The following is a 13597-nucleotide window of genomic DNA, read 5'->3' as shown; positions in this document are numbered from 1 at the left end:
TCGCGGGCGACCGCGGCCTTCTCGCGGGCGTCGCGCGCAGCCTGCTTGCGGTCGGTCACCACGAGGGGACGCTTGCGCGCCAGCTCCTGCTCGCGACGTGTCGGCGTCGGCCGCCCCTTGCCTGCGGCGGGGCCGGCCTCATCGGGCGTGTCGGGTGCGATCGGGTGCTTGGCCACGGTGAACGTCCTTGGAATCGGGGGTCTCTTAAGATTACCTCCATGGCTCACGACGCTCCGACTCCGTCCGCTCTCTCGTCCGAGGAGGAGGCCGTCCTCTCCGCCGTGCGCGACGACCTGCCGCGCTCGTTCGCGCAACTGGGGCAGCTGGTCCGCATCCCGTCGGTCTCGTGGGACGGCTTCGACGCGTCGCGGGTCGCTGCCAGCGCGGAGGCGATCGCAGAGCTCGCGCGCGAGTCCGGCGCTTTCGACGATGTGGCGATCCACAGCGCGACGATCGGCGACTCCGGCGTCCTCGGTCAGCCGGCCGTCCTGGCGACACGCTCGGCGCGCAACGGCGCGCCCACGATCCTCCTCTACGCGCACCACGACGTGCAGCCTCAGGGCGCCGAAGCGGCGTGGGAGACGCCGCCGTTCGAGCCGACCGTGCGCGGCGACCGTCTGTACGGGCGCGGCGCCGCCGACGACAAGGCCGGAGTCGTGTCCCACCTCGCCGCGGTCCGCGCTCTGCGCGAGGTGGCCGGTGACGAGCACGACCTCGGCCTGGTGCTGTTCATCGAGGGCGAGGAGGAGTTCGGCTCCCGCTCGTTCCCGACGTTCCTCCGCGACCACCACGAGGCGCTGCGCGCCGACGCGATCATCGTCGCCGATAGCGACAACTGGGATGTCGACACTCCGTCGCTGACGGTCGGACTGCGCGGCAACGTCACATTCACCCTCACGGTGAGCACGCTCGCTCACGCCTCCCACTCCGGGATGCTCGGGGGAGCGGTGCCCGATGCGATGCTCGCGGCGGTGCGCCTGCTCTCGACTCTCTGGAGAGAGGACGGCTCGGTCGCGGTGGAGGGACTCATCGAGCACACCGGAGCCGTCCCCGAGACGACCGAGGCCGACCTGCGCCGCGATTCGGGCCTGCTCGACGGAGTCTCGCCGATCGGGACCGGTCCGATCCTCTCGCGCACCTGGTCGAAGCCGGCCGTCACGGTGACGGGGATCGACGCGCCGAGCGTCGTCGACGCCTCCAACACGCTCCTCCCCTCGGTGCGCGTCAAGATCAGCGCGCGCATCGCGCCGGGCCAGGACGCGTCGGAGGCGTTCACCGCCCTCGAGCGGCACCTGCGGGCGCACGCTCCGTTCGGTGCGCACCTTGCCATCGACGACGTCAACACCGGCGAGCCTTTCCTCGTCGACGCCTCCGGCTGGGCCGTCGACCTGGTCAAGGGGGCGATGGCGGACGCCTGGGGCCGTGAGCCGCTCGAGACGGGTATCGGCGGCAGCATTCCCTTCATCGCTGATCTGGTCCGCGAGTTCCCGGCGGCGCAGATCCTGGTCACAGGAGTCGAGGACCCGGACTCGCGCGCGCACAGCCCCAACGAGTCGCTGCACCTGGGCGTCTTCAAGCGGGCTGCACAGGCGGAGGCGCTCTTCCTGCTCCGCGCGGCCGCCCGCCGAGGCTGACGCGCAACCCTGCGGAACGGCTAGGGGATCCGCGGAGCACCTCCGGGCTCTGCGGATCCCGGGCTCTGCGGAATACCCCGGCCCGCACGCGGGTTGCAGCCGTAGAATCCCGGAAGCACGACGACCGTTCCGCCCGTTCCCCTGAGGAGTGACATGTCCGACACGACACTGACCGACCAGACAGTGACCCCCGTCGCCACCCGGGCCGACGCGGCCCACGGCGTCTCGATGACCCCCACCGCCGCGGCCAAGGTCAAGAGCCTCCTCGAGCAGGAGGGGCGCGACGACCTCCGTCTGCGGGTCGCCGTGCAGCCCGGAGGCTGCTCCGGCCTGATCTACCAGCTCTACTTCGACGAGCGCACCCTCGACGGCGATGCCGCTGTCGAGTTCGAGGGAGTCGGTCTCGTCGTCGACAAGATGAGCGTCCCCTACCTCGACGGAGCCTCGATCGACTTCGAGGACACCATCCAGAAGCAGGGCTTCACGATCGACAACCCCAACGCGGGCGGCAGCTGCGCCTGCGGCGACAGCTTCCACTGACGCGCCGCGGCGTGAGCCGCAGGATCGCCCTCGGACGGCGCCCGACAGGCTGCTCCGGCGGCCAGCTGGGCGCCGTTCGTCGTGACTGCACCCCTCGGGCGCGAGGTCAAGAGCGCGCGGACGTGCACCGAGCCGCCGAAGCGGAAGGGTAGGCTGGACCCGGTCTAATACAGTTTCGTGTGAACTGGTCCCCAGTCTTCCGAAAGGTCACCGGTGCGCTTCAATCGCCGAATCCGCAGATGGGTCGCTGCCCCCGTCGCAGGAGCCCTCGCCCTCGTCCTCGCGGGCTGCACTCAGGAGCAGCTCCAGGGTTGGCTCCCCACCGAACCCGGGACGACGAACCATGTCGACCGGGTGATCGGACTCTGGGTCACCTCCTGGATCGTCCTACTGGCCGTGGGTGTCGTCACCTGGGGTCTCACCATCTGGGCGGTGGTGGTCTACCGACGCCGCAAGGGGCAGACGGGTCTGCCGGTCCAGCTGCGGTACAACATGCCGATCGAGATCTTCTACACGATCGTGCCGCTGATCCTGGTCATCGGATTCTTCGCCTTCACCGCGCGCGACCAGGCCGCCATCGAGCAGGCCTATGACGACCCGGACGAGACCATCCAGGTCTACGGCAAGCAGTGGGCGTGGGACTTCAACTACGTCGATGAAGACGTCTACTCGGCCGGGATCCAGGGCCAGTACCAGGAGGGTGGAGACGCCGCTGGAGCGCTCGTCGAGTCCGAGGTGCCCACCCTGTACCTGCCCGTCGGGCAGAAGATCAAGATCCAGCTCGACTCGCGCGACGTGATCCACTCCTTCTGGGTCGTCGACTTCCTTTACAAGAAAGACATGATCCCCGGCAAGACGAACTACATGTACGTCACGCCGCTCAAGGAGGGGACCTATGCGGGCAAGTGCGCCGAGCTCTGCGGCGAGTACCACTCCGCGATGCTCTTCAACGTCAAGGTCGTCTCGCAGGGCGAGTACGACGACTACATCGAGTCCCTCCGCGATGCGGGGCAGACGGGCCAGCTCGGCGCCGACTACGACCGCAACAGCAACCTTCCCGGCACCGGCGCGCGGCCCGAACAGAGAACGAGGAGTAAGGGAGCATGAGCACCGCCACGGCACCCGCCCCCACCCGCGCACTCGGGACCCCACCCGTACAGCGCAAGGCGAACGTCCTCGTTCGCTGGATGACCTCGACGGACCACAAGGTCATCGGGTACATGTACCTGATCACGTCGTTCATCTACTTCTGCATCGCCGGCGTGATGGCGCTCGTCATCCGCGCCCAGCTGTTCGAGCCCGGCCTCAACGTCGTCGAGACGCGTGAGCAGTACAACCAGCTCTTCACGATGCACGGCACGATCATGCTGCTGATGTTCGCGACGCCGCTCTTCGCGGGATTCGCGAACGTCCTCATGCCGCTCCAGATCGGGGCACCGGACGTCGCCTTCCCTCGGCTCAATGCCTTCGCCTACTGGCTCTACAGCTTCGGCTCGCTCATCGCGGTGGCCGGCTTCGTCACTCCGCAGGGTGCGGCGTCGTTCGGTTGGTTCGCGTACGCGCCACTGTCGAGCACGACCTTCTCCCCGGGGTTGGGCGGCAATCTCTGGGTGTTCGGGCTCGCGCTCTCGGGCTTCGGCACGATCCTCGGCGCAGTGAACTTCATCACCACGATCATCACGATGCGCGCCCCGGGCATGACGATGTTCCGCATGCCGATCTTCACGTGGAACATCCTCGTCACGTCGATCCTCGTGTTGCTCGCGTTCCCCGTCCTCGCCGCGGCGATGTTCGCGCTCGGTGCCGACCGCGTGTTCGACGCGCACATCTACGACGCGGCGAACGGCGGTGTCCTGCTCTGGCAGCACCTCTTCTGGTTCTTCGGCCACCCCGAGGTGTACATCATCGCGCTGCCGTTCTTCGGAATCGTGTCCGAGGTGTTCCCCGTCTTCAGCCGCAAGCCGATCTTCGGCTACAAGACCCTGATCTACGCGACGATCGCGATCGCTGCCCTCTCCGTGACGGTCTGGGCGCACCACATGTACGTCACCGGCTCGGTCCTGCTGCCCTTCTTCTCGTTGATGACGATGCTCATCGCGGTTCCGACGGGCGTGAAGATCTTCAACTGGATCGGCACCATGTGGCGTGGATCGGTGACGTTCGAGACCCCGATGATCTGGGCGATCGGCTTCCTGATCACCTTCACCTTCGGCGGACTGACCGGCGTCATCCTCGCCTCGCCGCCGCTGGACTTCCACGTATCCGACTCCTACTTCGTGGTGGCGCACTTCCACTACGTCGTCTTCGGAACCGTGGTCTTCGCGATGTTCTCGGGCTTCTACTTCTGGTGGCCCAAATGGACCGGCAAGATGCTCAACGAGACGCTGGGCAAGTGGCATTTCTGGCTGCTGTTCATCGGTTTCCACACCACGTTCCTCATCCAGCACTGGCTCGGTGTCGTCGGAATGCCGCGCCGCTACGCGAGCTACCTGCCCGAGGACGGCTTCACCTGGATGAACCAGGTGTCGACGGTCGGAGCCATGATCCTCGCGGTCTCGCTGATCCCGTTCTTCCTGAACGTCTACATCACCGCCCGTAAGGCGCCGAAGGTGACGGTCAACGACCCGTGGGGCTTCTCGCGCTCGCTCGAGTGGGCCACGTCGTGCCCGCCGCCCCGCCACAACTTCACGTCCATCCCGCGTATCCGCAGCGAGGCTCCGGCCTTCGACCTCAACCACCCCGAGGCCGGCATCCCCGTCGGCATCGGTCCGGCGAAGGACGCTCCGGACGCCCCCACGTACGACAAGTCCGAAGGCACGGTGAAGTAGGGCCATGCGCGCCAATGTCAACCTGTTCTGGCTTCTGGCCGGCTTCTTCCTGCTCGCCGACATCATCTACATCGCCTGGTCGCTGATCGACACCGGCCAGGTCGAGTGGGTGGGAGCGGTCGGTATCGGCCTCTCGTCGGTGCTGGGCGCCTTCATCGCGTTCTATGTCGGGCGGGTCCACAAGGCTCAGCAGGGCGAGCTCCCCGAGGATCGTCTCGACGCCGACATCGACGACGGCGACCCCGAGCTGGGCTTCTTCAGCCCGTGGAGCTGGTGGCCCCTGATCCTGGGAGCCTCGGCCGCGCTGGGCTTCCTGGGCCTCGCGGTCGGCTTCTGGATCACCTACATCGCGGTCGGACTCTTCCTGGTCGCGATCGCGGGATGGGTGTACGAGTACTACCGCGGGTACTTCGCCCGCTAGGTGTCGCCCCCGGTGAGGGTCGGGTGCAGGTGGACTCGTCCTCCGGCATCCGGCTCAGCACTGCGACCGGGCGATGCGATCATCGGTCGGAGTAGGCTCGCGCGATGACCGACCGTGCGGTGCCGAACCTGCCGTCACGCGACCTCGACTCCACGATCGCCTTCTACGGCGGCTTCGGACTCAGCCCGACGTATCGGGGCGACAGCTGGCTGATCCTCCGCTCAGGAGGGCTCGAGCTTGAGTTCTTCCTCTTCGCCGACCTCGTCCCCGCCGAGAGCAACGCCATGTGCAGCATCCGGGTCGACGACGTCGACGCGCTGTATGCGCGGATCAGGGACTCCGGGGTGCCGGAGCGGAGCAGCGGCCATCCACGGCTCGTTCCCGTCCGGAGGCAGCCCTGGGGGCTGCGTGCCGGGTTCCTGGTCGACATCGACGGCTCGCAGCTGCAGCTGATCGGCAACGGCTCCTAGGGCCCGTCGCAACCCGGCACCGAGGGAACCCCGAACCGTCGAGGGAGCCGGCACGTCCGGGCGGCCTCAACGGGCCCGGGTTCCCTCACTGTCGTCACGGGCGGGGGAGGATGGGCGCATGAGCTCTGTTCCGTACTTGTTCTTCGACGGTCGCGCCCGAGAGGCGCTGACGTTCTATCGCGGGGTCTTCGGGGGCGAGCTCGAGTTGCACACCCTCGAGGAGTTCGGGCGCTCCGATGGCAGCCCGGAGGCGATCGCGCACGGCGCGCTCAGCGGCTCTGTCGCGATCTTCGCGGCTGATGAGCACGGCGCGGAGCTGCGGATGGACGGGCTCGTCCTCGCGCTCCTGGGTGCTGCTGACGCCGTCACGACCGCCGCCTGGTTCAGGCGGCTCGCGGACGGTGGCACCGTCACGGATCCGCTACAGGAGCGGCCCTGGGGCGACCACGACGGCCAGGTGATGGACCGGTTCGGAGTGCGCTGGCTGCTCGGCCACTCGGGCTGACATCGGCGCTATCTAGCAGGCACACCATCCCGCACGCACGACGAAGGGCCCGGACGACGCGGATCGTCCGGGCCCTTCGTAGTCAGTGCTCGCTGTGCGAGCTCTCGAGCTCCTTCTGGGTGACCGGGGTGATGCGGTCCTCGAAGAACCAGCGGGAGAGGCCGGCGCGGACGCGCTGCGGTGCGGTGATGCGGCCGCGGGAATCCGGACGGATCATCAGAGGCTCGTATTCCTCCTGGCCGACCAGCTTCCAGCGCTCGTACTCGTCGAGCTGCTGGTGCACCTCGATGAACTCGCCACCCGGGAGCCGGACGATACGGCCCGACTCGAAACCGTGCAGAGCGATCTCGCGATCCTTCTTCTGCAGCGCGAGGCAGATCCGCTTCGTGATGAAGTACGCGATGAACGGTCCAGCGATCAGCAGGAACTGCAGTCCGTGGATCACGCCTTCCATCGTGAGGTGGAAGTGCGTCGCGATGAGGTCGGACGAGGCGGCGGCCCAGAGCACGGCGTAGAAGGTGACTCCCGCGGCTCCGATCGCGGTGCGCGTCGCGGCGTTGCGCGGGCGGTCGAGCAGGTGGTGCTCCCGCTTGTCACCGGTGATCCATGCTTCGAGGAACGGGTAGAGCATGACCGCGACGATGAACAGGCCCAGGCCGACGAGCGGGATGAGGATGTTGAACGACAGGGTGCCGATCCCCGGGATCGCCCACTCCAGCCCCGGCGGAACGAGACGCAACGCGCCGTCCGCGAAGCCGATGTACCAGTCGGGCTGGGTTCCCGCAGACACAGGGGAGGGGTCGTACGGTCCGTAGTTCCAGATCGGGTTGATCGTGAACAGAGACGCGATGAGGACGACGACACCGAACACGATGAAGAAGAACCCACCGGCTTTGGCCGCGTACACCGGAAGGACGGGGTAGCCGACGACGTTCTGCTCGGTCTTGCCCGCGCCCGGGAACTGGGTGTGCTTGTGCACGACCACGAACACGAGGTGCAGGGCGATGAACGCGAGCACCAGTGCCGGCAGAAGCAGGATGTGCAGGGTGTACAGACGGCCGACGATGTCTGTCCCCGGGAACTCCCCGCCGAAGAGGAGGAAGGAGATCCAGGTGCCCACGATCGGGATGCCCTTGACCATGCCGTCGATGATGCGGAGGCCGTTTCCCGAGAGCAGGTCGTCGGGGAGGGAGTAGCCGGTGAAGCCCTCGGCCATCGCGAGGATGAAGAGGACGAAGCCGATGACCCAGTTGAGCTCGCGGGGCTTGCGGAACGCTCCGGTGAAGAAGATCCGGAGCATGTGGAGGCCGATCGACGCCACGAACAGCAGCGCCGCCCAGTGGTGGATCTGGCGCATCAGGAGGCCGCCGCGGATGTCGAACGAGATGTCGAGCGACGATGCCATGGCCGCGGACATCTCGATGCCCTTGAGCGGCAGGTAGCTGCCCTCGTAGTGCGTCTCGACCATCGAGGCCTGGAAGAAGAAGGTGAGGAAGGTGCCCGACAGCAGGATGATGACGAAGCTGTAAAGCGCGACCTCGCCGAGGAGGAACGACCAGTGGTCGGGGAAGATCTTGCGGCCGAACTCCTTCACGACCGCGGAGATGCTCGTGCGCTCGTCGATGTAGTTCGACGCGGCTCCGACATAGCCCTTCTGGAGCTTGCCGCTGCCGAGGATGACGCCGTCTCCGGGCTCCGCGGGGGAGCTGGAGGGGCGGGAAGGGGTGGTGGTGGACATGTGAGTCATCGCTCCCAGAAGGACGGTCCGACGGGCTCCGTGAAGTCGCTGCGGGCGACCAGGTATCCCTCGGCGTCAATGGTGATGGGGAGCTGCGGAAGCGGACGCTTCGCCGGGCCGAAGATGACGGCGGCCTCGCGCGTGATGTCGAATTGCGACTGGTGGCACGGGCACAGCAGGTGGTGGGTCTGCTGCTCGTACAGTGCCACAGGGCAGCCGACGTGCGTGCAGATCTTGGAGTAGGCGACGATTCCGTCGTAGTTCCAGGTCTCGCGACCCTCACTGACGACGAGGTCCTCAGGCTTCAGGCGCATCAGGAGGACAGCGGCCTTGGCCTTCTCCTCCAGCTTGCCCTCGGCGTCGTTGAGGCCTTCGGGGATGACGTGGAAGGCGGAGCCGATGGTCACGTCCGATGCGAGGATCGGCGCTCCCGACGGGTCCAGGGTGAGCCTCGTGCCCTCTTGCCACAGCGTGGTCTTGAGGAGGTCGACGGGGTTCTGGTCCTGCGGGCCGAGGCCGCGGAACAGGATCACGGCGGGCAGCGGGAACACGACGAGCGAGGCGATCAGGCTGTTGCGCACGAGCGAGCGACGGCCGAAGCCGGACTCCTTGTCGGACTGGTCGAAGATCTCGAGCGCACGGGCCCGGGTGGGCTCGGCGCTGCGGACGGGGTGCCGGATGTCGATGCCCTCGTGGTCGGACATCAGCTGCTTCCCCCAGTGGACGGCCGCGATGCCGATCCCCAGCAGGGCGAGTGACATGCCCAGACCGATGAACAGCGTGTTCAGCCGGACGGAGGAGACGTCCTCGGTGATCGGGAACGCCATGTACGCGGCGACCGCGAACAGGGAGCCCGCGAAGGAGAGGTAGAAGAGCGTGTACACCGTGCGCTCGGCACGCTTCTCGACCTTGGGGTCGAGATCGGTCATCCGGGGGCGGTGCGGCGGGAGGCCCGGGTCCTGGACGCGATCCCGCGTCACGACCGCGGTGCCGGCCGGAGCCGTCCCGTGCCCGGTGGCCGACGAGGTGGCGAGGTCCGTGCCACCCTCATCGTGCTCTGCCATGGTTCTCCTTTTCGCGCCGTATCGGCACCGGACGGTGCCGTGGGTCAGTCGCGCCCGTCAGGGCGTCGAGGTCGTCTAGTTGGATCGGGCGGTGATCCACACCGTCAGCGCCACGATCGCGCCGAGGCCGAAGATCCAGAGGAACAGGCCCTCCGCGACCGGCCCGAGCGAGCCGAGCGCGAATCCGCCCGGGGACGGGTTGGCCTCGATGTACTTGAGGTACGAGATGATGTCGCGCTTGTCCTCGGGCGAGATGTTGAGGTCGTTGAAGACCGGCATGTTCTGCGGGCCGGTCACCATCGCCTCGTAGATGTGCGCTTCGGTCACGCCTCCCAGCGGAGGAGCGAACTTGCCCTCGGTCAGCGCGCCGCCGGCTCCGGCCACGTTGTGGCACATCGCGCAATTGATGCGGAACAGCTCGGCGCCGTTGGCGCTGTCGCCCTGTCCGTCGAGGACCTCGCCCTCGGGGATCGCGGGCCCGGGCGCCAGCGAGGCGACGTAGGCGGCCAGCTCGGCGACCTGGTCATCGGTGAACTGGACCGGCTTCTCGAGCGCCTGCGGGCCGTGCATCTGCATGGGCATGCGGCCGGTGCCGACCTGGAAGTCGACGGAGGCGGCGCCCACGCCGATCAGCGTCGGCGCGTTGTCGGTCCCTGCGGCGTCGAGACCGTGGCACGTGGCGCAGTTCGCGGCGAAGAGCTTGGAACCCTCGTCGATCGTCTGCTGGCTGGTCGCGGACGTCTCTGCCGATGCCGAGGTGGCCACGCCGACCGCGGCATAGGTTCCGCCGGTGAGTCCGAGCCCGATGGCGATCAGGGCCACTGTGGCGAGCGGATGACGGCGACCCTTCTTGGCTCGGCTCTTGGTCTTCGGGGAGGCCATCGAGGCGTCCTTCCTGCGGGGATCGGTGGTGGGGTTGTTCAACGGAGAGCGCGTCACTTGAGGAAGTAGATGACGGCGAAGAGGCCGACCCACACGACGTCGACGAAGTGCCAGTAGTAGGAGACGACGATCGCGCTGGTCGCCTCCTTGTGGCCGAAGTTCTTGACCGCGAAGGCTCGGCCGATCACGAGGAGGAAGGCGAGGAGGCCGCCGGTGACGTGCAGGGCGTGGAAGCCGGTCGTCAGGTAGAAGGCGGAGCCGTAGGCGTTGCTCGAGAGCGTGATGCCCTCGGAGACCAGGGTCGCGTACTCGAGGACCTGGCCGGAGACAAAGACCGCGCCGAGCGCGTAGGTGACGAAGAACCACTCGACCATTCCCCACTTGAACGGGCTCAGACCGGTGGCGCGGGGCTGGAGCCGCTCGGCCGCGAACACGCCGAACTGGCAGCTGAACGACGAGGCCACGAGGATCACCGTGTTGACGCCCGCATAGGGCACGTTGAGGATCTGCGTCTCGGCGCCCCACAGCTCGGGAGAGGTGCTGCGCAGCGTGAAGTAGATCGCGAAGAGGCCCGCGAAGAACATGACCTCGCTGCCCAGCCAGACGATCGTTCCGACCGCGACCGGGTTGGGTCGGTTCACTACGGGCGCGGTGGCCGTGGGGGAGAGAGAGGTGCTCGTCACACAGACCATTATGGCCGATGCCCGAGGGGGGAAGTCGCACTTCCCGGGAGGCGATCCTCGTCGCATAATCTGTGAGCCATGTCGGAAACCCTGTCCTGGCCGCATCTTCTCAGCGCACTCCTCGACTCCTCGGATCTGAGCGTCTCGGAGGCGACGTGGGCGATGGAGCAGGTGATGGAGGGCGTGGCGACCCCCGCACAGCTCGCCGGGCTCCTCGTCGCGCTGCGGGCGAAGGGCGAGACGGTGGACGAGATCGTGGGCTTCCGCGACGCGATCCTCGACCACGCGGTGCCGCTGGAGGTGGATCCGATGGCTCTGGACATTGTGGGGACGGGGGGCGACCGCTTCGGGACCGTGAACATCTCGTCAACCGCGTCGATCATCGCGGCGGCGGCCGGGACCCCGGTCGCAAGCACGGGAACAGGGCCGCCTCGTCGTCATCGGGCTCCTCTGACGTCCTAGCCGCGCTCGGGGTCGACCTCTCGCTCTCGCCCGAGCGCGTCGCGGAGGTGTTCCGTCGGACGGGCATCGCCTTCGTGTTCGCCGCGATGTTCCACCCCGGCTTCCGGCACGCGGGCGCGGTCCGTGCCGAACTGGGCGTGCCGACCGTCTTCAACTTCCTTGGGCCGCTCTGCAACCCGGCGCGTCCGGAGGCCTCGGCCGTCGGCGTGGCGCACCTGGATCGGGTGCCACTCGTGGTCGGCGTGTTCCAGACCCGCGGCGCCACGGCTCTCGTGTTCCGCGGCGACGACGGTCTCGACGAGCTGACGACCACCGGGCACAGCCACATCTGGGAGGTGTCCCGCGGCTCGGTGGTCGAGCACGACCTCGACCCGCGCGACCTCGGGATCCGCCGCGCCCGCATCGAGGAGCTGCGCGGTCGCGACGCCTCCTACAACGCCGGTGTCGTGCGCTCGGTGCTCAGCGGTGAGGAGGGGGCCGTCCGCGACATCGTCCTGCTGAACGCCGCGGCCGGTCTCGCCGCCTTCGACCTCGCGCGGGAGCCGGACCTCGTGCGCACCCCGATCCTCGACAGGCTGCGATCCGCGATGGAGCGTGCTGCCGAGGCGGTCGACTCCGGAGCCGCGACCAGGAAGCTCGAGGAGTGGGTGCGCGAGACCCAGCGCGCCGGGTAGCCGCCGCCGGCCGCGAGAGCGCAGGGCGTAACGTGGGAGCGCTGTCCGCGACGGTGCGGGCGGCGATCCACCACGTGCAGGTTCGCCCGGAGGTCACGGGACGCCCGAGTGGTGGCCCGACCCTGGAGGAGACCTCGATGAAGAAGCTCATCAACGACCCGAAGAACGTGGTGACCGAGTCCGTGGCCGGTTTCGGCCTGGCCCACTCCGACCTCGTGCGCGTCCAGGAGGATCCGCTCTTCGTCGTGCGGGCTGACCCCCCGCGCGCCGGAAAGGTCGGCATCGTCAGCGGAGGCGGCAGCGGTCACGAGCCGCTGCACGCGGGATTCGTCGGCGTCGGGATGCTCGACGCGGCGGTCCCCGGGGCCGTCTTCACCTCGCCCACCCCCGATCCGATCGTGGGGGCGACGAAGGCCGTCGACGGCGGCGCGGGCGTGCTGCACATCGTCAAGAACTACACGGGCGACGTGCTGAACTTCGAGACGGCCGCCGAGCTCGCGGGCGCGAGGGCATCGAGGTGCGCTCGGTCATCGTCGACGACGACGTCGCCGTCAAAGACTCGCTGTACACCGCGGGACGGCGCGGCGTGGCGGGGACCGTGCTCGTCGAGAAGATCGCGGGTGCGGCGGCCGAGCGCGGCGATTCGCTCGACGAGGTCGCCGCGATCGCACAGCGGGTCGTCGCGAACGTCCGATCGATGGGCGTGGCGCTCACGCCGTGCATCGTGCCGCACGCCGGCGAACCGAGCTTCGAGCTGGGCGAGGACGAGATCGAGATCGGCATCGGGATCCACGGAGAGCCCGGGCGCGAGAAGATCCGCCTCGAGTCGGCCGACCGGATCGTGGACCGCATCCTCGAGCCGATCCTCGAGGACCTCCCCTTCTCCTCCGGAGACGAGGTGCTGCTGTTCGTCAATGGGATGGGCGGCACTCCGCAGATCGAGCTGTACATCGCCTACCGCCGTGCCGCCGAGGCGCTGGCCGAGAAGGGCATCACGGTCATTCGCAGCCTCGTCGGCAACTACACCACCTCGCTCGAGATGCAGGGCTTCTCGCTGTCGCTGCTGACCCTCGACGAGCGGCTGACCGAGCTCTGGGACGCCCCCGTGCAGACGGCCGCGCTGCGGTGGGGACGCTGAGCACCGGTGCACGGACGATGACAGGGACGACAGCCGCGGGAGCGGCACAGGAGAAGGGCACGGCGATGCAGGACGGACAGCGGGCGGCGGGACTCGACGCGACATGGGCGACGGTGTGGATCCGCCGCGCTGCTGCGGCGATCGGGGGGCATCGGGTCGAGCTGATCACGCTCGACCGGGCGATCGGCGACGGCGACCACGGGGAGAACATGGACCGCGGCTTCCAGGCCGTCGTCGCGAAGCTCGACGCGGCGCCGGCCGCCGCCACGCCCGCGGAGGTGCTCACGCTGGTGGCGACGACGCTGATCTCGACGGTCGGCGGCGCCTCCGGACCGCTGTTCGGAACGGCGTTCCTCAAAGCGTCCGGGGCTGTCGCGGGCCGGGAGGTGCTCGACGGCTCCGCGATCGCCGCACTGCTCGCCGCGGCGCGCGACGGCATCGTCCTGCGCGGCAAGGCCGAGGTGGGGGACAAGACGATGGTGGACGCGTGGACGCCCGCGGTCGACGCCGCGGCGTCCGCCGCCGGGCAGGGGGCGGCTCCTCGGGCCGTGCTCGAGG

The 13597-nt window shown here is 68.3% G+C and carries 12 protein-coding genes and 2 pseudogenes; 10 read left to right on the top strand and 4 right to left on the bottom strand.

Annotation, left to right across the window (positions count from 1 at the left end; genetic code table 11):
* Positions 1 to 218: 218 nt before the first annotated feature.
* The 7 genes from ACH61_RS10765 to ACH61_RS10735 all read left to right on the top strand — a co-directional run bounded on the left by ACH61_RS10765 (position 219) and on the right by ACH61_RS10735 (position 6398).
* Complete coding sequence (locus tag ACH61_RS10765) at positions 219 to 1634, top strand: dipeptidase (RefSeq protein ID WP_068211980.1); 1416 nt, start codon at positions 219 to 221, stop codon at positions 1632 to 1634.
* A 153-nt stretch (positions 1635 to 1787) separates the two neighbouring features.
* Complete coding sequence (erpA, locus tag ACH61_RS10760; RefSeq protein WP_068211977.1) at positions 1788 to 2174, top strand: iron-sulfur cluster insertion protein ErpA; 387 nt, start codon at positions 1788 to 1790, stop codon at positions 2172 to 2174.
* Between the two features lie 213 nt (positions 2175 to 2387).
* Complete coding sequence (gene ctaC / locus ACH61_RS10755) at positions 2388 to 3281, top strand: aa3-type cytochrome oxidase subunit II (RefSeq protein WP_068211975.1); 894 nt, start codon at positions 2388 to 2390, stop codon at positions 3279 to 3281.
* Positions 3278 to 5002 carry an aa3-type cytochrome oxidase subunit I gene (ctaD, locus tag ACH61_RS10750; RefSeq protein ID WP_068211973.1) on the top strand — a complete coding sequence of 575 codons (1725 nt, stop codon included), beginning with the start codon at positions 3278 to 3280 and terminating at the stop codon, positions 5000 to 5002. The genes ctaC and ctaD overlap by 4 nt, the downstream gene beginning before the upstream one ends.
* A gap of 4 nt (positions 5003 to 5006) precedes the next feature.
* Complete coding sequence (locus ACH61_RS10745) at positions 5007 to 5423, top strand: cytochrome c oxidase subunit 4 (protein WP_068211971.1); 417 nt, start codon at positions 5007 to 5009, stop codon at positions 5421 to 5423.
* A 104-nt stretch (positions 5424 to 5527) separates the two neighbouring features.
* Positions 5528 to 5893 carry a bleomycin resistance protein gene (locus tag ACH61_RS10740; RefSeq protein WP_068211968.1) on the top strand — a complete coding sequence of 122 codons (366 nt, stop codon included), beginning with the start codon at positions 5528 to 5530 and terminating at the stop codon, positions 5891 to 5893.
* A gap of 118 nt (positions 5894 to 6011) precedes the next feature.
* Positions 6012 to 6398 carry a VOC family protein gene (locus ACH61_RS10735; RefSeq protein WP_068211965.1) on the top strand — a complete coding sequence of 129 codons (387 nt, stop codon included), beginning with the start codon at positions 6012 to 6014 and terminating at the stop codon, positions 6396 to 6398.
* Between the two features lie 82 nt (positions 6399 to 6480).
* Here ACH61_RS10735 and qcrB read toward each other — a convergent pair whose 3' ends face one another.
* The 4 genes from qcrB to ctaE all read right to left on the bottom strand — a co-directional run bounded on the left by qcrB (position 6481) and on the right by ctaE (position 10774).
* On the bottom strand, positions 6481 to 8136 hold the full coding sequence (gene qcrB, locus ACH61_RS10730; protein ID WP_068211963.1) for a cytochrome bc1 complex cytochrome b subunit: 1656 nt from the start codon (positions 8134 to 8136) through the stop codon (positions 6481 to 6483).
* Positions 8137 to 8141: 5 nt separating this feature from the next.
* A complete protein-coding gene (qcrA, locus tag ACH61_RS10725) occupies positions 8142 to 9200 on the bottom strand; it encodes a cytochrome bc1 complex Rieske iron-sulfur subunit (protein WP_068211961.1) in 1059 nt (352 codons plus the stop codon).
* A 75-nt stretch (positions 9201 to 9275) separates the two neighbouring features.
* Positions 9276 to 10082, bottom strand: coding sequence for a cytochrome bc1 complex diheme cytochrome c subunit (gene qcrC / locus ACH61_RS10720; protein WP_068211959.1), 807 nt, complete (start codon positions 10080 to 10082; stop codon positions 9276 to 9278).
* Positions 10083 to 10135: 53 nt separating this feature from the next.
* The gene (gene ctaE / locus ACH61_RS10715; protein WP_068211958.1) at positions 10136 to 10774 is read right to left on the bottom strand and encodes an aa3-type cytochrome oxidase subunit III; all 639 of its coding nucleotides are present in this window, start codon (positions 10772 to 10774) and stop codon (positions 10136 to 10138) included.
* Between the two features lie 69 nt (positions 10775 to 10843).
* Here ctaE and trpD point away from each other — a divergent pair.
* From trpD to dhaL, 3 genes and pseudogenes are all read left to right on the top strand, one after another.
* Positions 10844 to 11901, top strand: a pseudogene (trpD, locus tag ACH61_RS10710) (anthranilate phosphoribosyltransferase).
* 137 nt (positions 11902 to 12038) lie between these two features.
* Positions 12039 to 13039: pseudogene (gene dhaK / locus ACH61_RS10705) on the top strand (dihydroxyacetone kinase subunit DhaK).
* Positions 13040 to 13104: 65 nt separating this feature from the next.
* Positions 13105 to 13597, top strand: a 493-nt coding sequence (gene dhaL, locus ACH61_RS10700; RefSeq protein WP_068211955.1) for a dihydroxyacetone kinase subunit DhaL, incomplete at its 3' end; no start/stop codon positions are given.

The sequence above is a fragment of the Rathayibacter tanaceti genome (assembly GCF_001634385.1).
Classification (GTDB): Bacteria; Actinomycetota; Actinomycetes; order Actinomycetales; family Microbacteriaceae; genus Rathayibacter; species Rathayibacter tanaceti.
Note: the sequence above shows the minus strand (reverse complement) of the source record. Positions and strands in the feature narration are given on the sequence as shown.